The organism is Gimesia panareensis (assembly GCF_007748155.1).
Lineage (GTDB): Bacteria > Planctomycetota > Planctomycetia > Planctomycetales > Planctomycetaceae > Gimesia > Gimesia panareensis.
Window position 1 is genome coordinate 4678465 of record NZ_CP037421.1, and the last position, 25567, is coordinate 4704031.

A 25567-nucleotide genomic window follows, 5' to 3' on the forward strand; every position below is an offset into this window, starting at 1 on the left:
AGAAACGCTTAAGCATTCACCGGCAGCACGGTGGTCGCCTTCAGATAATCCGAACTAAACTCGGCATCCTCGGGAACATGCTGTACCAGATGATCTGCTTCGGACCACCACTGGGCCGCCTTTTTCTGAGACCAGCACTGCACCGGCAACTCTTCCAGCGCTTCCAGCAGCTCTTCCGAGTTCTGGTAGCGGTCTGCCGGTTTCTTCTGCAGGCACTTCAGAATCACTGCTTCCAGTTCGGGTAACACATCAGGATTGTGCTCGGTCAGAGGTTTGACAGTCTGGCTCGCATGCGCGAACATCACCTTCAAGGCGTTATCGCCTTCAAAGACCGGTTTCCCCGTCAGCAGGTAATAGGCGCTCGCTCCCAGAGAGTAGATATCGGAACACGGCCCCGGCTTGCCATCGCCGGTCACGACTTCGGGACTCGTATACAGCGGAGAACCAACCACCGCCCCTTCCATCGTCAGTTCCAGGGAGACGCTATCGTTGCTTTGATATTTCACCAGGCCGAAATCGAGCAGCTTGGCAACATCGAACAGACCACCCCGTTCGGCAGAGAAAATATTCCCCGGCTTGATGTCCCGGTGAATCAGTCCTTTGTGATGGGCCTCTGCCAGGGCAGAGCAGACCTGTCTGAGCAGGTAGACCACCCGTTCCTGAGGCAGCGGACCAAAGCGTTCCACGATCTCCTGCAGGTTCAACCCGGGCAGAAATTCCATGACGTAATAGAACGTTCCCTCTTCGGTGTGTCCATAGTCGTAAATCTCTATGGTATTCGGATGCGTCAGGCCCGCGGTCGCCTGCACTTCACTTTCGAACCGCAGTAGCACATTCTCATCATCCACCTTATCCCGCCGGATCAGCTTGATCGCACAGGGCCGTTTGAGCAGTCGATGTTCCGCGAGATAGACTTCCCCCATCCCGCCGCTGCCGATCTGCTTTCGGAGCGTATACATCCCCACGCTTTTGGCATCAAAGGCCTCCCGTCTCAAGCTGTCGACGCGATGCGAACCGTAAACGGCAGTGCTGGCGGCAATCAGAAGCAGAATCACCATCTCTGATAATCCGCCGCTATACAGCACTTCGGAGACCTGGGGAACCTGTCCTCCGGTGATCACCGCGCCCACAATCGGGCTGATCACCATCAGGCTGACTACCGAGATGACTCCCTTCAGCGAATTGGGAATAAAAATTCCATACGTGAAGATCAGAATCACCCAGGGAAATGCGGTTCTCAGAGGAAACTCAAAAGCGACCTTACCCAGCAAAACCGGATCACAGGCGCATAATTCACTGAAATGCCAGAATATAAAAAATGCCGCGGGCGCACCAAAGGTGATCGCTTCGCAGAGTCGCAGACGGTATTTGCACTCGCAGGGTTTCCACCACAGAAAAGCTGAGACAGAAAACAGGATCCCTGCCAGAATTCCGTCCAGCAGCATCATTTCGCTGTCAAGGGGGCTCTTGTATTCACCCAGCCAGAAGCCGCGCAACAGAAAGGCGGTCGCCCCCAGGCCCAACAGCAGAGAAGCCATCCGCAGACGACGGAGCAGCAGCATCCGTCCCTGCTCCTGAAACATGCTGCCTGAACCCCGGGAAACCACCCCTGCATGCGGACAGAATTTGCCCGCTTCTTTCCTGATATCTTTTGAGATCAGTGTGGGTAATGATTTTGGAGCGGCAGCAGACTGGTCTGTTGGTTTTGAACTCATCCTCAAAGTTCCCCGGCATGCCCCTGAATCTGACAGGTTCCCCGCTGAGCAACATCCATGAGATCTTCACTTTCAGTATCAGCGTAGAGTCATTCCCATCACGTAAAATCAGGATCGTACCGTCTGTTCGATATATGAAATTAACTGAACGTGGAGGGCAGCATTTTGAAGTTCATTATAGGAACTCCGAGAAACGATTGACAGTAGTTTTTCTGCACGTTCCTCAAATAAGCAGCACAGCCAGTAAGATCTTACAGATAAGCAACTTATACTACTCAGACAACTTCTTCTGATAGCACTCTCCCAGGTGGACCATCATTTCCAGTGCCAGCAGGTCGGCGCGGGACATCACATGCCGTGAACTTCGGTTCCCCAACCCGCGGACGATGGTTTCCACACACTGCAGGTGAAATTCCAGCACCTGCCGGGAAGTCAGCCGGGCCGCGGCCAGTAACTCCGCAATCTGAATGATCTCGTCCTTGAGACTGCCCGACCCCATAATCACATAGGTCCGCAGCAGTTCGTGATAATATTCCGGAATGTCAGCCGGGATCTCACCCTCCTGGATCGATTCTTCGAGAACAGTGTTTTCCTGCGCAGATTCGTCTGAAGTGAAATCCAGTTCGCCCGGGTAGACCAGCGTCTGCAGTTCCTCGACCATCGACCGCTGCTGATTCAGCAGTCGTTCGGCTTCATCCCGTTCACGAACGAGTCGCCGGTGATTCTCCACCTGCAGCCGGTGATGATCTTCCTGTAACTGCTGCATCCGCAGCGCCCGTTGCACATAACTCAATAATGCCGGTGCATCCCAGCCTGCTGTCGAGACCAGCAGTTCCGCATGGAATTCACAGGCTGCCAGTGCCAGCATGTCATTAGAAGTGGCACAGACCAGCACGATCGGCTCGTCACAGCCACTCACCCGAATGGCCTGCAGCAGTTCTCTGCGGGCAGTTGCGGACGCGGGATCCGCCTGAATCAGCAGGCAATCGTAACTGTTGTGGCTCAGCAGTTTCAAAGCTTCTTCGGCAGTCGAAGCCCACTCCAGCCGGGGCTCTGAGCAACCAATGGCATCCAGACGTAAGGCGAAGCCGACCCACTCGGGACGCTGTTCACTGACAAACAGCAGTCGGAAACGGGGAGGGATCACGGAAGCAGGACTGTGATCCGTTGCCGCATCAGGAACATCGGTCGAGGGGAGACGATTTGGCTGAGGAGACCGGTCCTGTCTTTCTGCGAAATCCGCGAAAGCTGCTGCCGCTGTCTGGTTGTCTTTGTCGTCCTGCTCGTTCATATTCCGGCCTGAATTCAGCTTGAACTATAGAGTTTCCCGTTCAAAACTGTCAATACGAGGTCACGGTCAGCGACTAAAATACCAGTTGCTCGGCGTTAAACACGGGACCTTCTACGCAGGTTCGCCGATAGTCCCATTCTTCTCCATCGACCCGGACTTTAGCCACGCAACTGAAACAGGCGCCGAACCCGCAGGCCATCGGCGTCTCCAGAGACAGCCAGCAGGAAATTCCCGCCTGCTGTGCCAGTTCACTGACCGCTTCCATCATTGGTTCCGGACCACAGCAGAAAATTGTCGTCGGAGGCGTGTCACTCTCAATCCGCTGTTTGAGTAGATCGGTTACGAAGCCGGCGTGCCCATAAGAGCCATCGTCGGTGGCAACCTTCACTTCCAGACCCTCCAGTTGAAAGTCATCCAGCCCTGCCAGATAAGCCTTTGAGCGGGCTCCGTAGAGCAGGCTGACCCGCTCGGGAAAGGCATCCAGTTTTCGTGCCGGATCACCATAAGTCCGTTGCCCCAGCGCTTCCCGTGCCGTTGCCAGAAACGGTGTCTGGCCAATCCCGCCGGCAACCATCACCAGCGATCCCGTCCCCGGTTGCGGAAATCCGTTACCCAGTGGTCCCCAGATTTCCACCTGATCACCGGGTTGCCAGTGTGTCATCCGGACGGTCAGTTTTCCTACGACTACATAGCCAAAATCCAGACCGACCGGCTGTCCCGCTTCATCCAGGCAGGTATCGTACAGCGCGAAGGGGCGTCCCAGCAGCGGATCATTCACGCCCGGTTCCCGGACCATGAAGAACTGCCCCGGCAGGATCACCCGCGCGATCTCGGGACAGTGAATCCGCAGACGCCAGGTGTCTTGCGCCATCTGCACCTGTTCGGTCACAGTCGCTGCCAGGTACTGGGGAGCTGCACAATTACTGAATGCGTGAGTCTCTGTCATGTTTGCTTTCCTTGCCTGCCCGGTTTTCCTGCTGTTCAATCACCAATAATCCGACGGCCGGTCGACTTTTTCTGAACTGCTTTCTTTTGCACCGCTTTCTTTTGAACCGAAGAGGCCCCCCGTTTCCCTTTATTGCCAACCGTCCGTTTCTTGCTGCCTCGCTGTTTGTCAGCCTCATTTTTACCCGCCCCCCGCCGTGGTGCTTTGCCTCGAGCGGGTGCGGTCTTTTTCCGACTTTTGCGTTTTCGCAAATCGGGGGAATGCTTTTCGTTCAGCATTTCCCGCAGCTTTTTCAGTTCGGTGTCCGATAACCGCCGGTATTCACCAGACTTGAGTTTCCCCAGGTTCAGCGGTCCGAAACGGACGCGAATCAACTGCATGACTTTATGACCGATGCGGGCCATCATGCGTCGGATTTCCCGGTTCTGCCCTTCATGCAAAGTCAGTTCGAGAAAGGTGCTCTTCCCCTGCTTTTTCAACGGTTTCAAACCGGAAACGCGAAAGACCCCTTCTTTGAACCGAACTCCCTTCCGGAGTTCGTCGAGTTTTTCCCGGGTAGGATGTCCTGCCACCTGCACATGGTAGGTGCGTGCCACGCGGTAACGGGGATGTGCCAGCCGCTGGGCCATCGCGCCGTCATTCGTTACCAGCAGCAGGCCTTCACTGTTTTCATCCAGGCGTCCCACAGTAAACAGACGCTGGTTCTCACCGGGAAACAGATCAATCACACGACGCCGGCCGGCCGGATCCTGGTTGGTACAGAGAAAGCCGGACGGTTTATTCAACAGAAAATACCGGCGGGGTTCCATCCGGGCCCGCTCGCCATCCACGAGGATCACCTGCGTTTCGGGATCGATGCGGGCTCCCAGTTCCGTGACGATCTCGCCATCGACCGAGACGCGCCCCGTTTCGATATACTCTTCACAGTGACGCCGGGAACCCAGGCCGGTGGCCGCCAGAAATTTCTGTAACCGGATCAGATGGCCGTCGTCTGAGGATGAATCGGTTTCGGAAGCAGGGGGGGTATCGGAACTCATGATCTTTCAACTATGGTAAAACGCAACAATTTGAGAAGGCCGAAAGGCCGTCCCTGTCTTATACCACAGGCGCAATGCGATACCAATTATGCAGAACCGATTCTTTGCAGGGATCTCAAAGGATTTCAGAAATATCCGGTATTTCCAGACTCTGTTCCTCGATCATGTCCCGCATCCGCTGCAGGGAACGAATCGTCAATTGCCGCACGCGTTCGGTGCTCACGCCGAAATCTTCCGCGATCTCGCGAAATTTTTCCGGAACTTCGGCAGGTGACAGTCCAAAACGCCGCCTCAAAATCTGCCGCTCTCGCTGATCCAGTGAACACAGTACCTGCTCCAGCACCTGTTCAATCGAACGATGATACGTTTCCTGCGAACGCAGAGTGGAACGAATATCACTCAGTCCCAGCGCGAGTGTCTCGGCACCGTTGACAAAGTTTTTACGATACTTGCGCCCTTTTTTGGTCGTGCGAAACAAATAATTGCGGACGGCCCAGGTCCCGTAAGTGCTGAAACGGTTTCCGCGATCGATGTCAAAAATCTCCACGGCCCGAATCAGGGGCAGATAGCCATCGCTGACAATATCCTCGAACGAATTCGCCCGATCCGTCAGATTTTTGGCAATCGAGACCACCAGCCGCAGGTTGGCCTGGATAATGTAATCCCGCAGACTCCGGGCATCTTTGAGTTTCTGCTCTATTCGGTCCAGAATACCAATACAGGGTGCTTTCAGATCGACCTGCTTCTGCAGCATGGCTGCCCGGTATTTCAGATAATTCATCCCCCGAAACAGGATGATTTCCTGCTCTTTATTTAACAGGGGAACGGCATACAGGCGGGTTTGCAGCAAGCCTGTATCGTCACTCAGGTCGTCATCATCAGTCCGGGGCTTCAGTTCTGCACACAGCGTCTGCAGGGGGACCAGAATCTGATCCATCGCGTCTTCCTGATCGAACCGCTCACTAAAAACGTATTCGATCTCCTCGGAACAGAGTCGCTCGGCCCGTGTCTGTAATTCACGTGTCACACACACCTTCCGCATCCGGGCCGCTTTCTTGACGGCCAGCAGTTCACACTGGCAGGTCTGCCTCTGCTCCAGATGCACGGCGCGGTTGCCCAGATCGGAAAAGGAATCGATTTCTGATGAGGAAAAACTGGTTTCTTGTGACATATAGCGGAATCTCGCAGCGAGAATAGTTCTTGCAATTCAATTCTGCAAAACAGAACCTTTGTGTCCTATCTTAGAGAATTAGATCCAATAAAACAATTTTCACAACACAAATTGATTAAATTAGACCATATTTAAACATACGTTCCCGTTCGACGTCTGATTTCAGCAATCGGCACTCAGCAGGAATACACATTCACACCGGCACATCAGATCAGTCCGGGAAATTCGAGTCAGACTCACGCGTTCTCACCTGAAAAGCCGATCTATCTAACAGGGAAGTTCTTCCCCGCCCGCCTCAAAACCAAGTGGAAATCCTGCCTCAATTCCTTCGAAAAACCGGTCCCTGGCCCTGTCTCAGCCTTATTTGACGTTTGCTATGTCTATTAAAGAGTTTAGACCGGCTGCTATCACTCGCAAAATCGAGGGAAATCAGCTAACATTTCCTTTAACGAGATCAGTCACCGCTTTCTCGATGTGTTCCATTCTGAATCTACGGCGGGATGACCTCAAAAAAGCCCCGGTTTAGTTCCCTTAACAACGGTGCATCCCTAGAATTGTTTTTACTCAGCTGCGTGATTTCTTCCGGATTGACGACTGGTAAGTGATCTGAGAGAAGTTACGCTCAACGAACGAATATACTTAGTCAGGTTGAAAGAACCTTATCTCATGGCAGAACAGACAGTTACAGGTGCAGTGCCTGGAGTCGATCCGGCAGAACTGGAAGAGTGGTTTGAATCACTGGATGATCTCATCATCCGATATGGTAAGGATCGTGTGCAACACGTTCTGGCAGTTCTTCAGGAACGTGCTTATCGCCAGGGTGTCACGATGCCTTTCACTGCCAACACACCTTATATCAACACCATTAACCAGGATGATCAGGCTCCCTTCCCCGGCAACCGGGAAATCGAACGCCGCATCAAAAGTATCATCCGCTGGAATGCGATGGCCATGGTGGTACGTGCCAACAAAGACCACGATGGCATCGGCGGTCACATTTCAACCTATGCCTCTGCAGCCACACTCTGGGAAGTCGGCTTCAACCACTTCTTCCACTCACGTACGGAAGAGCATTCCGGCGACGTGGTCTACTTCCAGGGACACGCTTCTCCCGGTGTTTATGCCCGTGCTTTTGTCGAAGGACGGTTGACCGAAGAAAACCTGCAGCGGTTCCGCCAGGAACTCCCCCGCGGTGGTGGGCTCTCCTCCTATCCGCATCCCTGGCTGATGCCCGACTTCTGGCAGTTCCCGACCGTCTCCATGGGTCTGGGACCGATCATGTCCATTTACCATGCCCGCTTCCTGCGTTACCTGCACAACCGCGGCATCATGGACACCTCTCAGTCCAAAGTCTGGTGCTTTGTCGGCGATGGTGAAACCGATGAACCGGAAACACTGGGGGCCATTACCCTCGCCTCCCGCGAACATCTGGACAACCTGATCTTTGTCATTAACTGTAACCTGCAGCGACTGGATGGACCGGTCCGCGGTAATGGCAAGATCATCCAGGAACTCGAAGCCGCCTTCCGCGGTGCCGGCTGGAACTGCATCAAAGTCATCTGGGGCAGTGACTGGGATCACCTGCTCTCCGAAGACGAAGACGGCCTGCTCGTCAAACGCATGGGCGAAGTCGTCGACGGCCAGTATCAGAAATACGTCGTCGAATCCGGTTCTTACATCCGCGAGCACTTCTTCGGCGAAAACCCCGAGCTGCTCAAGATGGCCGAGCACCTTTCCGACGACCAGATCAAGAAAATGAATCGCGGCGGACACGATCCGGAAAAAGTCTACTCGGCCTTCAAAGCGGCCAAGGAACACACCGGTTCCCCCACGGTCATCCTCGCCAAGACCATCAAAGGTTACGGTCTGGGTGAAGCCGGCGAAGGACGCAACGTGGCTCACAACGTGAAGAAAGCCAACGAAGAAGAACTGCGGGACTTCCGCTCCCGCTTCGGCATTCCGATTCGCGACGAAGACGTCAAGAACACGCCGTTCTACAAGCCCGAACCAAACAGCCCCGAAATGCAGTACCTGCAGGAACGGCGGAAAGAACTCGGCGGGTACCTGCCCGAGCGGAAGCCGACCGAAGAACGTCTGGAAACTCCCACCCTGGAATCGCTGGGCAAGTTCATGGACTCCATGGCCGGCAAAACAGGATCGACGACCGGTGCCTTGGGGATCCTGCTGGCCACCCTGCTGCGTGACAAAGTCATCGGCAAACGGATCGTCCCCATCATTCCGGACGAAGCCCGTACCTTCGGTATGGAAGGCCTGTTCAAGCAGTGTGGTATCTACGCCAGCCAGGGACAGCTCTACGAACCGGTCGACCGCGACCAGCTGATGTACTACAAGGAAGCCAAAGACGGCCAGATCCTCGAAGAAGGGATCAACGAAGCCGGCGCAATTTCCTCCTTCATCGCTGCGGGAACCGCGTACTCGAACCAGGGCGTGAACATGATTCCGTTCTACGTCTACTACTCGATGTTCGGTTTCCAGCGGGTTGGCGATCTCGTCTGGGCTGCCGCCGATTCCCGTACCAAGGGCTTCCTGCTCGGCGGTACTTCCGGCCGCACTACCCTGAACGGGGAAGGTCTGCAGCACCAGGACGGACACAGCCACATCATGGCTTCCACCGTTCCCACCCTGCACGCCTATGACCCCGCCTACGCTTACGAACTGGCGGTGATCATTCAGGACGGAATGCACCGCATGTACCAGGAAGGCGAAGAGATCTTCTACTATCTCTCCGTCTACAACGAAAACTACGAAATGGCTCCCATGCCCGAAGGCGAGAAAGTCGTCGAAGGCATCATCAAGGGGATCTACAAGTTCCGTTCGCTGGACGTCGAAAAACCGGCCGTCGACGCCCGGCCGCAGCTGTTTGGCAGCGGTCCGATCCTGCGGGAAGTACTGCGGGCTCAGGAAATCCTGGCCGACAAGTACCAGATCGCCACCGATGTCTGGAGCGTCACCAGCTACAACGAACTGGCCCGCGATGTCAAAGATGCAGAACGCCACAACCGACTGCACCCCGATGCGGAGCCGCAGAAATCCTACCTGGAAACGACCTTTGAAGGAGTCGCAGGCCCCTTCATCGCTTCCAGCGACAATATCAAAATCGTCGCCGACCAGATCCGTGAAGGCATCCCCGGCAACTACTGTGTCCTGGGAACCGATGGTTTCGGTCGCAGCGAAACCCGTGAATCTCTCCGCCGTCACTTCGAAATTGACGCGGAAAATGTGGTGCTGGCAACCCTCGTCGAACTGGCTGATGAAGGCAAGTTCGATAAATCGAAGTTACCCGCCATCATCAAAGACCTGGGAATCGATCCGGAGAAAGTCAATCCCCGGCTGGCCTGATCCCCGGCAGAACTGATTCAAACAAAATATCACCAATATCAGATAGAACGATAAGACATGGCTACTGAATTTAAACTTCCAGAAGTAAGCGAAGGCGTGGAAACCGCCGATGTCGGACAGATCTCCGTTGCCGTCGGCGATTCGGTCGAACAGGGACAGCTCCTGATGGACATCGAAACCGACAAAGCGGTCGTCCCTCTCGAGTCTCCCTATGCAGGCGTCATCAAAGAGCTGCACGTCGCTGAAGGTGATTCGATCCCCATCGGCACCGTGCTGCTCTCAATCGAAGAATCCAACGGAGCTGCCCCCGCAGCACCAGCGGAAAAGCCCCCAGCTGAGGAACCAAAAGCCGAAGCTCCTGTCGAGAAAAAAGAAGAACAGCCCGCAGCATCGGCTCCCGCTCCCCAGGCGGAGAGCAAACCGGCTCCCGCACCGCAGCCCAAACCGACAGCCACGGCTTCTTCAGACGACAAAGCCCCCGCCCCCGCGGGACCTGCCACACGACGCCTGGCCCGTAAACTGGGTGTCGACCTGTATCAGGTCGCCGGCTCCGGTCCGGGTGGTCGCATCACACAGGAAGACGTCGAAAACTTCGTCAAGAATCTGATTGCCAATGGCGGACCTTCTGGTGGCGGCGGTGGCATTGCCGTACCTCCCCTGCCCGACTTCAGTCAGTTCGGCGAGATCGAACGCAAGAAACTCAACAAGCTTTCGCGCGTCTCTGCCCAGAACCTGAGTCTCTCCTGGCAGGTCATCCCCCACGTCACCCAGCACGATCTGGCGGACATCACTGATCTGGAAACCGCCCGGAAACTCTTCATCTCCAAGCCGAAGTACTCCGGCCCCAAGGTGACGATGACCGCACTGGCGATGAAAGCCATCGCGATTGCCCTGCATGAATTTCCGGTCTTCAATTCCAGCTTCGACAGCGACACCGACGAGATCATCTATAAGCAGTTCATCAACATCGGCGTTGCCGTCGATACGGAAAATGGACTGGTCGTCCCCGTGGTCAAAGATGTGGACAAGAAAAACATCATCACCATTGCCCAGGAAATGAATGAACTGGCCATCAAAGCCCGCGATCGCAAACTGGAAATGAGCGATATGCAGGGAGGCACCTTTACCATCACCAACCTGGGTGGTCTGGGCGGTACCTCTTTCACTCCGATCGTGAACTATCCGGAAGTCGCCATTCTGGGAATGTCCCGTTCGCGGCACGAATTCCAGCTGGTCGACGACAAACCGGTTTCGCGGCTCATGCTGCCCCTGTCGCTCTCCTACGACCACCGGGTGATCAACGGCGCCGACGCCGCACGCTTTATCGTGCGTCTCTCCGGTCTGCTCTCTGATCCGTTCAACCTGCTGGTTGACTGCTAAACACAACTGAGCAATGGCTACCACGTATCAGCATTAAAAAGACAAAGAAAGTTAATTCATATCATGTCTGGATCTGCAACCAGAGAAACGGATATTGTGGTCATCGGCGGGGGTCCCGGCGGTTATCCGGCTGCGTTTGAAGCCGCTGACCTGGGTTTCAAAGTCATCATGGTCAACGACGATGTCGCCCCCGGCGGTGTCTGTCTGAATCGGGGCTGCATCCCGTCCAAGGCACTGCTGCACGTCGCCAAGCTGATCAACGAAACCAAAGAGTCGTCCGACTGGGGTGTCACTTTCGAAAAGCCGAAAATTGACATCGACAAGCTCCGCGAATTCAAATCGAAAGTCGTCACGCAGCTGACCGGCGGGATCGGACAGCTGGCTGGTGCACGCCACGTCGAAATCGTCAAAGGCTTCGGTCGTTTCAAAGATTCACACACCGTCGAAGTCACCAAACACGACGGCACCACCGAAGCCATCGGCTTCAAATATGCCATCGTTGCCACCGGTTCTTCGCCCGCCGTACCTCCCGTGTTCGATCTGGATGATCCCCGCATCATGGACTCCACCGGTGCCCTTGAACTGGCAGATATCCCGAATAAACTGCTCGTCGTAGGCGGCGGTTACATCGGTCTGGAAATGGGCAGTGTCTACGCGGCCCTGGGTTCGGAAGTCACCGTGGTCGAAATGACCGGCGGCCTGCTTCCCGGAGCCGACCGCGACCTGGTCAAACCGCTCCAGAAACGCCTGCAGGAAAGCTTCGCTGCCATCCATCTGAATACCAAGGTTGAAAAGCTGACTCCCACCGACAAGGGTGTCGTCGCTGACCTGAGTGGCGAAGGGGTTGAACCCCAGCAGACTTTCGACCGCGTGCTGATCTCCATCGGCCGTCGTCCCAACAACAAAGGCATTGGCTTGGAAAACACGAAACTCGAACTCGACGAGCGCGGTTTCATCGTCAACGATTCGCATCAGCGGACCGCAGAGCCTCACATCTTCGCCATTGGTGATATCGCCGGCGAACCGATGCTGGCCCACAAAGCAACCCGCGAAGCCAAGGTCGCCGTAGAGACGATCGCCGGCGAACCGGCTGAGTTCGACAACATCGCGATCCCCGCGGTCGTGTTTACCGATCCCGAACTCGCCTGGTGTGGCGTCACCGAACAGGAAGCCAAAGATCAGGGACTGGATGTGGAAATCACCCGCTTCCCCTGGGCCGCCTCCGGTCGTGCCCAAACCCTGGCCCGCACGGAAGGTCTCACCAAAATCATCTTTGACAAGAAGAAAGGCCGCGTTCTGGGTGTCGGCATCGTCGGCCCCGGTGCAGGCGAACTGATCGCCGAAGGCGTGATGGCAGTCGAAATGGCCGCGGTCGCCGAAGATGTCGCCGAGAGCATTCACGCTCACCCGACACTTTCGGAAACCCTCATGGAAGCCGCCGAAAGCTTCCTGGGACAGGCCACGCATATGTACAAACCCAAGCGGAAGTAGACATCGAACGGGGCGGCATTCGACACCACGTCTGTTCGCAGTCGAATGCCTGCCTGTAAACGGAAATCCAACAGTAGAAAGGGCGTTTTGAATGCGGTTTCACAATCGATCCTCAACGCCCTCTTACTTCAGCCGCCGGGATCAGGTCCGGCTCTTCCGTCTCGTCGCCGCCCTGGGAGTCATCCTGCTGGCGATCCTGTATGCGTCCCGCGAATCCACCTGGTACTGGCTCACCGGTAAACCAGCCGATCAGGCATCACAAAGCGAGCAGCAACTCGACCCGGACCGTGACGTCGACTTCAACGTCAGGCAGGACACCCAGCTGAAGCCGGATGAATTCCGCTCCGAGCCGGCGCCCCATGCAGCGCTGCCGGAAGCGATCTCTGTTCAACAGGAGAACGGCGAATACGACGTCCGCGTCGATCCGCGTCTGCTCAATTCCGTCTCTGACAGCACGCTGGGGGTCCGCGAGCACGAGGCAGGAGCGCTCTACTACTTGCTGGCGAAAGCGGCTGCCATCCCCCAGAACGTCCTCGAACAGTCTGCCGATCCCGCTCCCCAGTTTGTCGTGATCATGAACGATTCCAACAAGTACCGCGGAAAGCTGATCACCGTCAAAGGGGAACTGAAACGCCTGGTACCGCTCGAAGTCGAGGACAACAAATATGGAGTCAAAACCCTGTACGAAGGCTGGTTCTTTTCCAGAGATTCCGGCACACATCCCTGGCGGGTTCTCTGCACGCAGTTGCCTGCTGACATTCCCCAGGGCCCCGATCTCAAAGACATGCCTTCCGTCCAGATCACCGGTTACTATTTCAAGAAGTACGGCTATCCCTCTCAGGCAGGCAAACTCCAGACAGCCCCCCTGCTGCTGGCACGTCAGATCCGCTGGTTCCCTCCCTCGGAAACAGCCCAGGCACCGACTTCCTCCGGCGCCGTAAAATACATCGTGGCTCTGTTCCTGGTGATCAGTATCACCCTGGCTTTTCTGATCTGGCGATTCACCGTCAGCGACCAGAAATTCGCCCGCAGCAAAACCGCCAAACTGATGGAACAGCCCGACAAATCCATGGATGATCTGAAGGACATCGAGACCGTCGATATCGGCGAAGTCCTCAAGCAACTCGGGGAACGGGCAGATTCGGACTCTGCTGATCAGCCCGAAACACCAGATCAACCCGATCAACCCGACTCGGACAAGCCCTGATCAGGCCACCTGCAGGCTGATCGCTTTATCGATCGCCGCGAAGACAACATCACACAGCTGGTGAACCTGTTCTCCCGGCATCCCCGGTGCGGGCATTAAAATCACCACGTCGCTCAGCGGACGGATGATGACCCCCTGCTCGCGGGCTGCCAGCGTCACCTGATGGCCCATGCGTCGATCAGCGGGAAAGGCTTCCCGGGTTTCCCGATTCGCCACCAGTTCAATCCCCACCATCGTCCCTTTGTGACGAACCTCGCCCACATGCGGGTGATCTTTCAGCTCCGCCAGTCGTTCCGCGAGGATCTGCTCGTTTGCTTTGACATTCTCCAGCGTATTTTGTGAATCGAAGAGTTCCAGCGTCGCCAGAGCCGCCGCACATGCTAAAGCGTTCCCCGTGTAAGTATGCCCGTGGTAAAACGCGTTGTAGTCAGTATGCTCTCCTTCAAATGCTGCCGCGATTTCATCGGTGGTCATGGTCACCGCCAGCGGGAGGTAGCCCCCCGTAATCCCTTTCGCCAGACAGAGGAAATCAGGCGTGACCCCTTCCTGCTCACAGGCGAACATCGTCCCCGTGCGTCCCAGCCCCACCGCCACTTCATCGGCGATCAGTGGAATACCATATTGAGTGGTCAATTCCCGCACCCGTTGCAGGTAACCGGGCGGATGCATCAACATACCGGCCGCCCCCTGCACCAGCGGTTCGATGACAAACGCCGCCAGTCGCTCGTGATTTTCTGCCAGCAGCCGTTCCAGTTCCTGGTAGCAGTGCTCCAGATATTCAGCTTCGGTCATTCCCTCGGGACGATGATAAGCTGCCGGACAGGGCATCTGCACCGAATGAAACAGCAGCTTCCCGAAGATCTCGTGGAAGATGGAAATCCCCCCCACACTCACCGAGCCGATCGTATCGCCATGATAGGCGTGCTGCATGCAGGCGAACAGGTCCCGCGTCTGGGCATCGGGGTTTGGCTTCTGGTTGTGATATTGAAATGCCATCTTCAGCGCGATCTCCACCGCCGTGGAACCGCTGTCGGAATAGAAGACCTTCGTCAACGCATCCGGCGTCCGCTTCACCAGCTCTGCTGCCAGCTCAATCGAAGGCACACTTCCCAGTCCCAGCAGCGTGGAATGCGCGATTTTATCAAGCTGATCTCGCACCGCCCGGTCCAGTTCGGGCACGCGATGCCCGTGCACGTTGCACCACAGTGAAGAAACGCCATCCAGGTAACGACGCCCTTCGACGTCGATCAGGTAAAAACCGTCCCCGGATTCAATCAGGGGCACGTTTTCCTCACGATGTCCCCGCATCTGGGTAAACGGATGCCAGAGGGCTTCGTTGTCGATTCGGCGTAATTCTTCAGGTTGCATGAGCGTCTCACATTGAGAAAGCAAAAAACGAGGCTATTTATACAACGAAAGAGCCACATCCGGAGATCGTGACTCTTTCACTGAAACTTCAAACGCGTACCGAATTATTCCGGCAGCAGGTCGCGGACGACATCCCGTTCATCCCGCAGTTCCTGCAGAGTGACGTTGAATTTGTCCTGAGCGAAATCGTCATGCTCGATGCCTTCGACGATCTTCCAGGTGTTTCCATCGCTGGTCAGCGGATAACCGAAGATCAGGCCTTCATCTACACCGTAGCTGCCATCACTGCAGACGGCGGCACTGAAGCTTTCGCCCAGCGGGGTGGGAGTGATGATGCTCTTGACGGTATCCAGGGCGGCATTCGCAGCGGAAGCGGCACTCGAAGCACCGCGGGCCTTGATCACCGTGGCACCACGTTTCTGGACGGTTTCGATGAACTCACCCCGCAGCCAGTCGTGGTCTTCGATGATTTCGGGAACCGGAGCACCGTTAATAGTCGCGTGATAGAAGTCCGGGAACTGGGTCGCAGAGTGGTTGCCCCAGATGTTCATGTTTTTCACAGCGGAGACCGGCTGACCGGATTTCTTGGCGATCTGAGTCAGAGCCCGGTTTTCGTCCAGACGGGTCATCGCGTACCAGCGATCACGGGGAACCTTGGGAGCGTTCGCCATCGCGATCAGGCAGTTCGTGTTACAGGGGTTTCCGACTACCAGAACACGCACATCGTCGGCAGCAGCATTCTGAATGGCCTGGCCGGTACTGGTGAAGATCGGACCGTTGACGCGGATCAGGTCGCCCCGCTCCATGCCAGCCTTACGAGGGACACTACCGACACAGATCACGAAGTTACAGTCGGCGAAACCGTCTTCCAGATGATCGCTGTCCGCTTTGACAACACCAGCCAGAGTCGGGAAGGCACAGTCTTCCAGTTCCATTTCGACCCCATCCAGGGCAGACAGCACAGGAGGAATCTCGACCAGATGCAGAATCACCGGTTGATCGGGACCGAAAATCTCCCCGGAAGCCAGGCGGAATAACATAGCATAGCCAATCTGGCCGGCTGCCCCGGTAACTGCAACTCGAATCGGATGATTCATCTCTTTATCGCTCCTTAACTTATGAATGTGGCTCAGTGAACCTGTCTCCAGGTGGAAGTTCGCAGATTTATTCTGTTTTTTGTACCTCCACACCGCCAGATGGGCAACCGACCGGGGCCATCAGTTTCCAATTTCTGAAGACTCGCCGCAAATGCGATGCTCCAGCTCGTCACAGCCTGAGAAAATAGACGATTTCTACCCGTTCTGGAACCACCCGGACGAACGCAATCATTGATTGAACAGATACACGCCTCCGCCGATGCCCACCGCAGCGGCCAGGCAGGCCAGCGTGATTTTCACCCAGCTGTAAGGCCGCTCTCCGTTCACTTCGCCTGTTGCCGCGTTCACCGCAACCTGGTACAGCTTCCCCTTGTACTTGTAGCTCATCAGCCAGAGTGGCAACAGCAGATGTTTATACGTAATCGCATCGTACTGGCTCTGCACCGTATCCACCCGTTGAGTATCGCCGCCAATCCGGCTGCAGACTTCGGAATAGATGGCTTCGTCCATCCGCTGTTTCCCCAGGTCGAAACCATCTCGCAGTTCAACATCGTAAGTCCGGGCCGAGAATCCGGCCAGGTAGGCATGCTTAAACGGAACCAGCAGTTGCATGGGAAACGGCTCCAGCGCCCGGATCAATCCTCGCGGCAGCCCCCACGAGGCGAGGATCACGACATCGTCAAAAAAACGCTGGAAGTTACCAGAGGCAGGATACCAGCGGGTCCGGCGTTCACTCCGACGATTCTTGCCGGTTCCGACCGTCACATAATAGTATTCGCCGCGCTGCCCCGAGTAATAATTGCTCGTCAGGCTGTCGAAGGTAAAGTAAGGCAGATAGACGCCGTGAAATTTTCCTTCCGCCCCCTTCTCGACAAAATCATTCGGAGCAAACCAGAGCGACTTCACCCAGGCTCTCAGATTCTCGCGCGAGACACTCTCATCGATCTGAAACGGCAGCACTGCATCCACGGGTACCCGCTTCTCGGATGTATGCACTTTATCCAACTGGATCGGTGAGGCGCAGTAGGGGCATTCCGAACTGGTCAGCGTCCCCACAAACCTCAGCGTCGCGCCGCAACTCTCGCAGCGGACTTCCTGGGCGGTTTCATCTTCTGCGTCCTGCTGCTGTTCGCGGAGCACCTGCAGGTGGGCCAGCATGCCGTAGAAATCCTGCTCTTCCACTTCCTTGTCAGGATCGATGCCGATCATTTTTTCAAAGCCGCAATGCTGGCACTTCAGCTTCTGGGTATGGATATCGAAGATCAGATCCGCACCACAGCCTTCACAGGGAAAGATATGCCCCTTTTCCCCATCAATCCGCTCCCCCTCTTCCCCGAAAGAGTCTTCCAGGAAGATCGGCTCATCGGCATCATGCGGAGGCAAAGGCGGTGGTTGCTGACTCATAATTCCCTTTTAGTCTGAATCTAAACGCAATAGAGATCACTCGGCGGTAGAATAACGTCAATTCGTGACGACAGGATTAATCTACTTTGAAAAAATCAGGCGTCGTAGTCAACCTGAACCAGATAGAGTCCGCTCGCCGGTGCCGTCGCTCCCGCCTGGGAACGATCCATAGCCTCGACAATCTCGCGGACTTTCTCAGGAGCCCAGCGTCCCACCCCCACTTCAAACAGGGTCCCTACTATCGCCCGCACCATGTTGTACAAAAAGCCGTCCGCGACAATATCCACGGTAATGAACTCCGCCGACGAACTCGCAGCACTCTGCGACAGCCCGGGATCCGCGCCCCAGACCGGCCAGACCGAGGTCCGCTGTACCGTCAGTTCTTTCACCGTCCGCACGCTGGTCGCCTTGTTGGGAAAGTGGGATTCGAAACAGCGAAAATCATGTTTGCCCAGCAGATACTGTCCCCCGAGATGCATCTGCTCCGCATCCAGCGGCCGCCCGAATTCGCAGACATAACGCTTCAGGAACGGATAAGGCACGCTGCTGTTGTGAATCACATACCGGTACCGCTTCTGTACCGCCGAGTACGTGGCGTGAAAGTCCGCAGCAACCTCTTCCACTTCCCGGACGCAAATGCTGTCCGGCAGAAACCGCTGCAGCCCCGACTGGATGTTTTTGCAGGGAATCTTTGACTCGGTCTGAAAACTGGCCACCTGCCCCAGCGCATGCACGCCGGCATCGGTGCGTCCCGCCACCAGCACCCCGGTTTTCTGCTGCGTCAGCTTTTCGATCGCCGCTTCCACACAGCTCTGCACCGAAACACCGTTCGGCTGGACCTGCCAGCCGGCGTATTCCGATCCGTCATAAGCCAGTGTCAGTTTGATATTTCTCATGACCATTGCTTCGTCGGCACCAGCCAGTCTGACTTAGAGACCGAGCTTCTCTTTCCAATACGCGGTCTGCTCCTGCACCGGTTGTTCGCCTCCCGAACCGAAGCTGCAGAGTGCCGCCATCGCGTTCCGGGCGCCCAGCACCTGGTAGATATCCTCTTCGATTTCAGGGCACGCCTGCTGCAGTTCTTCCAGCGTCAGATCCGCCAGCCGGATGCTCCGCGATTCACACAGCGAAACGAGCTTCCCGACGATCCCGTGACCGGTCCGCATCGGCGTCCCTTTTTTGATCAGGTACTCCATCAGGGCAGTCGCATCGAGGAAGCCGTCTTCCAGTTTGGCATTGATGGTCTCTACCTGCAGTTCCGCCCCTTCAACCATCGCGGCTGCCAGTTCCAGGCAGGCGGCGACCGTGTCGTAAGCATCGAACATCGCCAGTTTGTCTTCCTGCATATCCCGGTTGTAGGCCATCGGCAGCCCTTTCAGCAGCACCAGCGTCTGCTGCACATCCGCAATCGGCCGGGCCGACTTGCCGCGGATCAGTTCCAGTACATCTGGGTTCCGCTTCTGTGGCATGATCGAGGAACCGGTGGTAAAGGCATCGGGCAGCTTGATAAATCCGAACTCGGTGGAGAACCAGGCGATCCATTCTTCCGCCCAGTTGCTCAGGTGAGTGGCGATCAGCGCCATGCAAAAACAGAACTCAGCCAGGTAGTCGCGATCACTGGAAATATCCAGGCTGTTCCGCGCCACGTCGGTGAACTCCAGCAGTTCCGCGGTATAGTGCCGGTCAATGGGGAGCGAACTCCCCGCCAGTGCCGCCCCGCCCAGCGGAGAAACATTCACACGGGTGAGACAGTCCGCCAGACGCTGGCGATCCCGGTCGAACTTCTCACAGTAGGCCAGCCAGTAATGAGCGGCTTTGACCGGCTGTGCCCGCTGCAGGTGAGTGAAGCCAGGCAGCACCTGGTCGGCGTCCCGGTCGCAACGTTCGACGAAAGCCACCTGCAGATCCTTGAGCAGGCTGTCGACCCGTTCAATCGCACCGCGGGTGTAGAGCTTGAGGTCGGTCGAAACCTGGTCATTCCGGCTGCGGCCGGTGTGCAGCTTACGACCGATGTCGCCGATCCGCTCGATCAGCGCACTTTCGATGTGCATGTGGATGTCTTCGAGCTCAAAGCGGAATTCAAAGTTTCCCTGCTCGATCTCACCACCGATTTCGGTCAGCGTCTCCACGATCTGCCGGCATTCGTCGTCGGTAATCAGCCCCACTTTGGCCAGCATGCGGGCGTGTGCCTGCGAGCCCCGGATATCGACTGCTGCCAGCCGGCTGTCAAAACTGATTGATTCCGTAAACGCTTCAACGCGGGCATCGGTCTGCTGTTGAAATCGTCCTCCCCAGGCTTTTGCGGCCACGGTCTGTCTCCACTGCAAGTCGTTAAATTAAATCGGTTTCGCTCAGGGCCCGCATCGAAAACAAGCCCTGCATAGGCAGAGTAATCTGCCGGCCAGCATCCATCAAGCCGCCCACGCGCCCGGAGCGGGAATGACGTCATATTTTATCCTTTTTTCCGGGTCGGACCGGGAAATATGTTGGTAAATGGTCTCCCGGCACCTCTAGGATGGAAATGAGAGACACTCTCTTTTGAACATGAGTCAACAACCTGAAGATCTCCAAAAAGCCATGAAACTGAACCTGACATTTCTTACCGTCTGTGCTGCCGTCCTGAATGGCGGTTTGCTGCAATCAACTCAAGCCGCCATTGAGGCCCCCAAACCGAATCCAGAAGCAGCGGAAACCGCACCTTCAGAAACCTGGACCATCGAGATCACTCCTGCCCCCGGTTTGAATTCCTACGCGACCAAAAAAGTCCAGGTTCCCCTTGAGCAAACTCCAACGGCTCAGAAAACATCGGACACCATCGTCATTGTCCCGCGTGACATTCCCGTGATCGCACAGCAGGAATGTGAGAACTGTCCGCCACACCGCCGGCCCGTCCAACACCCGCTGGCCCGCTATGGCTCTGGTTCCTGGGCTCTGCCGACCAATGGCTATTTCGCCAATCTACAATCGGTGCCGGCCCTCTATATGTATAGTGATCTGATCCGTTCCAACTGGTTCGGTTCCCCCTACAGGGGACACTCCTTCTATTACAATGGTTACCGCCCCTCATTCCGCTTCGGCTCGCTGCAGTATCGGGGATTCGGGAATTATGACCGCATGTACAATCCGCGGATCATCCCCTTCGGTTACCAGTTCTCCGGCTCCCGCGATTACTACCAGATCCTGGCCCTGACTTCGATGCTGTCTAATCTCCCCTGATCGGCCTGAATTTCAGCCAAAAGCGTGACTGCTCTGGCTCACATGCACTTTCATTGATATAATCAACGCACTGAATTGAAGCTCTCAGTTTCTCCCAGCCATTCCAGGGGCCCATGCGATGACTGAAGTTAACTCGGGCGGTATGTGTGCGCCGCACCTGCTGAATCGACGACAGGCGATGCAGATCGGCGTCGGTCTGTTCGGCCTGAATCTGCCGCAACTGCTCCAGGCTAAAAAGTCAGGGGCGAAAGAATCAGGCAAGCAGGATATCTCCTGTATCTTCATTTTCCTGGCAGGCGGACCGAGCCATTTCGAAACCTTCGATCCCAAGCCGGAAGCCCCTGCTGAAATCCGCGGTCCCTGGAAACCGATCGATACCAACGTCCCCGGCATTCAGATCTGCGAAAAGCTCCCCCTGCTGGCACAGCGGATGGACAAAGTCGCTGTGATCCGTTCCTGGCAGGGAAAGAGCGGCTCGCACAGCACCGGTTCCCAGCATGTCGCCAGTGGGTTCAAACCGATCGGGAAACAGTATTTCCCTAACTTCGGCTGCCTGGTTTCCGCCCTGTACGGCAGCCGTGTCCCCGGCATGCCCGCCCATCTGGGCATTCCGGTCGCCGCCCGCTACACCGATCCCCCTGGTTACCTGGGAACCGCGTATTCCGCTTTTGATCTCAAGGGGGATCCGAGCAAACCGGAAATGGAACTGGGGGGCCTCAATCTCTCGAAAGTCCGCTTCGAAAACCGACTGGAAATGCTTTCCCAACTGGAAAATCTGAGCCGACTGCAGGAGATTCAGAACTCGCAGTTCGAATCGGTCGACAAATTCACCGAGGAAGCCATCGCCATGCTGACCAGCGGCGCGATGCAGAAAGCGATCAACCTCGACGAGGAATCCGTACAGACCCGCGAACGCTATGGCGACAATATCTATGGCCGCCGCGTCCTGCTGGGTCGTCGGCTGATTGAAGCAGGCGCCCGTTTCGTGACGATCAACCAGGCCGTTCAGGGCGGCCTGTTCGGAAACGCCAAAACCAACGGTACGTGGGATAACCATGGCTGGCTCTTCGATTCGATGATGACCTTCTCCAAGCCCCCCGCAGACCTGCCCAAAGGCAAACGCTGGCACAGCTACGCCGGCCCCGGAAACGTTCCCCAACTGGACATGTCACTCTCAGCCCTGCTGGACGATCTGGAGGAGCGCGGGCTGCTCGACACAACCCTCGTCGTCGCAATGGGCGAATTCGGACGCACGCCGAAAATCAACGCCACCGCAGGCCGCGATCACTATCCGAATGCGGGCAGCGTGCTGATGGCCGGCGGCCCCGTGCAACGCGGCACTGTCATTGGCGCCACCGACCGCAAAGGGAGCCTGCCCAGCACGCGTCCCTGGCGCCCCGAGGACTTTGCCACATCCATTTACCACGCGCTGGGCATCGACGCCCACCAGACCTATTTCCCCAGGCTCCCCCGCCCCACGCCGGTCGCTGCGGGTGAACTCATTGACGGCCTGTTCTGAACTTTCCACGGTCCACATTCAGCGAGTTCCGGAAAACCTCCCCCGAATCCGGGCAAAGGATTGCATCCGTCTATCGCTCCTGCTAGGTTTCACTTTTTAAGCGCACGATCTCTGCAGGAGTGTTTCTCATTATGTCATCCGATGCCCCCAAAGCCGTGGTCCTCGTCAGTGGCGGACTCGATTCCGCAACCACACTGGCGATGGCCGCTGACGCCGGTTTTGAACTGTACGCGCTCTCCTTCGACTACGGTCAACGGCACCGCCACGAACTGGAAGCAGCGAAAAAGGTCTGCCAGGCATTTGATGCACAACACTTTGTCACCTTCCCGCTGGATCTACGGGTCTTTGGTGGCTCGGCACTCACCGCAGACATTGAAGTCCCCAAGGATCGCTCTGATGATGACCTGGAAGCCGGCATTCCCATCACCTATGTCCCCGCCCGGAACACGGTCTTCCTCTCGCTGGCACTCGCCTGGGCCGAAACTTTGAATGCCTTCGACCTGTTCATCGGCGTGAATGCCGTCGATTACAGTGGCTATCCCGACTGCCGTCCTGAGTTCATCGAGTCCTTCGAGAACATGGCCAACCTGGCAACGAAATCGGGTGTCGAACACAGCGGAACCTGGAAGATCCATACGCCGCTGATTTCGCTGACCAAGGCCGAAATCATCAAAAAAGGGATGGAACTCGGCGTCGATTATGGCCTGACCCACAGTTGCTACGACCCACTGCCCGACGGCACGCCCTGCGGCCACTGTGACTCCTGCCAGCTCCGCGCCAAAGGTTTCGCGGAAGCCGGCTTTGATGATCCCGCTCTGAAAAAATAACCGGCGTTCAACTGGAGGGCTTCAGTTCCCACCCCGGTTCCGTCACGGGGGGTTCCGCCGGGGGCTCGACCAGCTTGCCGTACAGTTCGGGACGCCGGGCACGGATATAACGCCGCCCGCCGGCTTGTCCCAGTTTTTCTTCAGTGCACAGAGCAATCGCCATATCGTCTCCCAGGTTCGTGCATTCAGCAATGATCTCACCGAACGGATCGAGGATCATCGACAGTCCCGGCTTGACTTCCTGGTCATCCATGCCGACCGGGTTCGTGAAGATTGCATATACGCCATTGTCATAGGCCCGCGCGGGCAGCCAGCGCATCAGCCAGCCCTTACCTTTGGGGCCCTGAAATTCCTGTCGCAGCCGTACCGGATCCCGGTCCCGGTTGTCCCAGAGTTTTGGATCGACGAGTCCCCGCCCGGGCATCACTGATGGCAGGCAACAGGTCACGTGCGGCATAAAGATGATCTCGGCTCCCAGCATCGTCGTCATCCGCACATTTTCGACCAGGTTGTTGTCGTAGCAGATCAAAATCCCACAGCGACAGCCACGCAGATCGAAAACCACGTATTCACTCCCTGAAGACAGGTGCGAATTCACGAACGCATGCAGCTTGCGAAAACGGGCTACCAGCTGGTGCCCATCGACACAGACGTATGTGTTATACACGTCCCCCTGGTCCTCTTCGAACAGCCCGGCCAGGATTGGCACCCCGACTTCGGCTGAGATCTGCATCAGTTCCCGAGTACTCGGACCGGAGGGCACCGGTTCGGCCAGCGCCAGCAGTTCTTCTTTGGAAAACGATTGCACGAATGTGTAAGCCGGGATACAACATTCATGAAAGCTGACAATCTCAGCCCCCCGGTCGACCGCCTGTTGTGCGAGCTCCCGGATCCGCTGCAGATTATATGCCTTGTCTCCGTTACGATGTTCAAACTGGACGGCAGCGATCCTGATGTCTCTCATTGGGTTTTTCCTTCCGATCTGATATGCTGTGGACTCACCCATCTTAATCTGATGTTTTCCAACGATAAAGGGATTTTAAAACTGATGGCGACACAATTGACGAACGACTCCATTTCCGCAATCGAAGCAGACTGGCTGATCATTCCCCTGGCAGAAGCAGCTCCCCTGCCTTCCGCAGTAGCACAACTGGACGAAGCGATCGGCGGACAGATCACCCGCCTGATCGAAGCTGAAGATTTCACGGGCAAACTGGCATCAACGGCGACTCTACTGGGGCTGTCGGGCATTAAAACCCCCCGCGTCCTGCTGGCTGGTCTGGGCCCTGCCAAAGATCTTTCGCTGGCAGCGCTGGAAAAATCCATGATGACCGCCGCCCGCGCCACCTCAGCGAAAAAAGAGACCAGCATTGCGGTCCTGCTCCCGGACGTCTCAGAGAGCTCCCTTTCTGCAGCTGGGATCGCCCGCCAGATCAGCATCGCCATGACCGTCGGCTCTGTAGGACAGGACCTGTACCGGGCCGAGCCTGGCCGCTTCCCATTCCAGGAGGTTCAGATCGCTGGTGCGGATTCTGCAGAAGTGCAGCAGGCGGTCCTGGAAGGATCGATCCTGGGCGAAGCCGTCAACCTGGCACGGGAAGTAGTCAACCGTCCCGCCGGCGATATCTTTCCGGTCAGCTTTGCCGACAAGGTAGTTGAAATCGCCAAAGAGATCGGTCTGGAAGCAGAGATCCTCGATGAGAAACAACTGGCAGTGGAAAAGATGGGCTCTATGCTTGCAGTCGCCCAGGGAAGCGACCAGCCGCCCCGTCTGGCGATCCTGAAACATCAGGGCGGCGACGCCTCCGCTCCCACGCTGGCCCTGGTCGGTAAAGGGGTCACCTTCGACAGCGGCGGACTTTCAATCAAACCGAGTGACGGCATGAAGACCATGAAATGCGACATGGGCGGTGCTGCCGCGGTACTCGGTGCGATGACGGCAATTGCCCGCCTCAAACTGCCCGTGAATGTCGTGGGTTACATGGGCCTCGTGGAAAACATGGTCAACGGATCCTCTTATAAACTGGGCGATGTACTCACAGCCCGGAACGGCAAGACCATCGAAGTCCTCAACACTGATGCTGAAGGACGCCTGGTCCTGGCAGATGTGCTGACACTGGCTGTCGACCGCGGGGCCTCGAACCTGATCGACCTCGCGACCCTGACCGGAGCCTGTGTCGTTGCCCTGGGTGAAGATGTCACCGGCGTTTTCTCCAACACCCCGGCATGGTCCCAGGCGGTTCAGGACGCAGCGAAAACCACTGGCGAATCGGTCTGGGAAATGCCCATGTTTCCGGAGTTTGCCGAGCAGCTCAAGAGCGATGTGGCTGACCTGAAAAACGTCGGTCTCCGCTGGGGGGGTGCGATTACCGCCGCCAAGTTCCTGGAAAACTTCGTCAGCGAAACCCCGTGGGTGCACCTGGATATTGCTGGCCCCGCGTTCGCTTCTGCCAACCTGCCCCACCGTGAAGGGGGCGGAACCGGCTGCATGGTCCGTACCCTGGTGGAAGTCGCCCGCGAGTACAAAGGCTGATCAAA

The 25567-nt window shown here is 56.6% G+C and carries 19 protein-coding genes; 8 read left to right on the forward strand and 11 right to left on the reverse strand.

The annotated features are described in order from the left end of the window. Window positions 1-8: 8 nt before the first annotated feature. From Enr10x_RS17295 to Enr10x_RS17315, 5 genes are all read right to left on the reverse strand, one after another. Window positions 9-1715 carry a serine/threonine protein kinase gene (locus Enr10x_RS17295; protein ID WP_145450814.1) on the reverse strand — a complete coding sequence of 569 codons (1707 nt, stop codon included), beginning with the start codon at window positions 1713-1715 and terminating at the stop codon, window positions 9-11. Window positions 1716-1986: 271 nt separating this feature from the next. After that, window positions 1987-3006 carry a DNA-binding transcriptional response regulator gene (locus tag Enr10x_RS17300; RefSeq protein ID WP_145110503.1) on the reverse strand — a complete coding sequence of 340 codons (1020 nt, stop codon included), beginning with the start codon at window positions 3004-3006 and terminating at the stop codon, window positions 1987-1989. Between the two features lie 73 nt (window positions 3007-3079). Further along, window positions 3080-3952, reverse strand: a complete 873-nt coding sequence (locus Enr10x_RS17305; protein WP_145110505.1) for a dihydroorotate dehydrogenase electron transfer subunit — start codon at window positions 3950-3952, stop codon at window positions 3080-3082. A 35-nt stretch (window positions 3953-3987) separates the two neighbouring features. Then, complete coding sequence (locus tag Enr10x_RS17310) at window positions 3988-4989, reverse strand: pseudouridine synthase (protein ID WP_145110508.1); 1002 nt, start codon at window positions 4987-4989, stop codon at window positions 3988-3990. Between the two features lie 115 nt (window positions 4990-5104). Next, window positions 5105-6160: a sigma-70 family RNA polymerase sigma factor gene (locus Enr10x_RS17315; RefSeq protein WP_145450815.1), complete on the reverse strand. Its 1056-nt coding sequence runs from the start codon at window positions 6158-6160 to the stop codon at window positions 5105-5107. Window positions 6161-6826: 666 nt separating this feature from the next. Here Enr10x_RS17315 and aceE point away from each other — a divergent pair. From aceE to Enr10x_RS17335, 4 genes are all read left to right on the forward strand, one after another. Further along, complete coding sequence (aceE, locus tag Enr10x_RS17320; protein ID WP_145450816.1) at window positions 6827-9520, forward strand: pyruvate dehydrogenase (acetyl-transferring), homodimeric type; 2694 nt, start codon at window positions 6827-6829, stop codon at window positions 9518-9520. 57 nt (window positions 9521-9577) lie between these two features. After that, window positions 9578-10900: a 2-oxo acid dehydrogenase subunit E2 gene (locus Enr10x_RS17325; RefSeq protein ID WP_145450817.1), complete on the forward strand. Its 1323-nt coding sequence runs from the start codon at window positions 9578-9580 to the stop codon at window positions 10898-10900. Window positions 10901-10963: 63 nt separating this feature from the next. After that, window positions 10964-12391 carry a dihydrolipoyl dehydrogenase gene (gene lpdA, locus Enr10x_RS17330; RefSeq protein WP_145110520.1) on the forward strand — a complete coding sequence of 476 codons (1428 nt, stop codon included), beginning with the start codon at window positions 10964-10966 and terminating at the stop codon, window positions 12389-12391. Window positions 12392-12482: 91 nt separating this feature from the next. After that, window positions 12483-13598, forward strand: coding sequence for a hypothetical protein (locus tag Enr10x_RS17335; protein ID WP_145110523.1), 1116 nt, complete (start codon window positions 12483-12485; stop codon window positions 13596-13598). On the opposite strand, the gene bioA is transcribed toward Enr10x_RS17335, so the two are convergent. The 5 genes from bioA to argH form a co-directional block, all read right to left on the reverse strand. Beyond that, complete coding sequence (gene bioA, locus Enr10x_RS17340) at window positions 13599-14966, reverse strand: adenosylmethionine--8-amino-7-oxononanoate transaminase (RefSeq protein ID WP_145450818.1); 1368 nt, start codon at window positions 14964-14966, stop codon at window positions 13599-13601. It abuts the gene before it with no gap. 104 nt (window positions 14967-15070) lie between these two features. After that, window positions 15071-16063 (reverse strand): malate dehydrogenase, encoded by a 993-nt coding sequence (locus Enr10x_RS17345; RefSeq protein ID WP_145110529.1) that lies wholly within the window; start codon window positions 16061-16063, stop codon window positions 15071-15073. A 228-nt stretch (window positions 16064-16291) separates the two neighbouring features. After that, window positions 16292-17467, reverse strand: a complete 1176-nt coding sequence (locus Enr10x_RS17350) for a hypothetical protein (protein ID WP_145110532.1) — start codon at window positions 17465-17467, stop codon at window positions 16292-16294. Between the two features lie 95 nt (window positions 17468-17562). Further along, window positions 17563-18363 (reverse strand): tRNA pseudouridine(38-40) synthase TruA, encoded by an 801-nt coding sequence (gene truA / locus Enr10x_RS17355; RefSeq protein WP_197996070.1) that lies wholly within the window; start codon window positions 18361-18363, stop codon window positions 17563-17565. Between the two features lie 33 nt (window positions 18364-18396). Further along, entirely contained in the window at window positions 18397-19776 is a 1380-nt protein-coding gene (argH, locus tag Enr10x_RS17360) for an argininosuccinate lyase (protein ID WP_145450819.1), read from the reverse strand. A 235-nt stretch (window positions 19777-20011) separates the two neighbouring features. Here argH and Enr10x_RS17365 point away from each other — a divergent pair, with 235 nt between their 5' ends. The 3 genes from Enr10x_RS17365 to queC all read left to right on the forward strand — a co-directional run bounded on the left by Enr10x_RS17365 (window position 20012) and on the right by queC (window position 23029). After that, the gene (locus Enr10x_RS17365) at window positions 20012-20683 is read left to right on the forward strand and encodes a hypothetical protein (RefSeq protein WP_145110541.1); all 672 of its coding nucleotides are present in this window, start codon (window positions 20012-20014) and stop codon (window positions 20681-20683) included. Window positions 20684-20801: 118 nt separating this feature from the next. Next, on the forward strand, window positions 20802-22202 hold the full coding sequence (locus Enr10x_RS17370) for a DUF1501 domain-containing protein (RefSeq protein ID WP_145110544.1): 1401 nt from the start codon (window positions 20802-20804) through the stop codon (window positions 22200-22202). 131 nt (window positions 22203-22333) lie between these two features. Further along, window positions 22334-23029, forward strand: a complete 696-nt coding sequence (gene queC, locus Enr10x_RS17375) for a 7-cyano-7-deazaguanine synthase QueC (protein WP_145110547.1) — start codon at window positions 22334-22336, stop codon at window positions 23027-23029. A gap of 7 nt (window positions 23030-23036) precedes the next feature. Here the strand turns inward: queC and Enr10x_RS17380 are convergent, their stop codons facing one another. Continuing rightward, window positions 23037-23993 (reverse strand): nitrilase family protein, encoded by a 957-nt coding sequence (locus Enr10x_RS17380; protein ID WP_145110550.1) that lies wholly within the window; start codon window positions 23991-23993, stop codon window positions 23037-23039. A gap of 84 nt (window positions 23994-24077) precedes the next feature. On the opposite strand from Enr10x_RS17380, the gene Enr10x_RS17385 reads away from it, so the two are divergent. After that, on the forward strand, window positions 24078-25562 hold the full coding sequence (locus Enr10x_RS17385) for a leucyl aminopeptidase (RefSeq protein WP_145110553.1): 1485 nt from the start codon (window positions 24078-24080) through the stop codon (window positions 25560-25562). Window positions 25563-25567 lie beyond the last annotated feature (5 nt).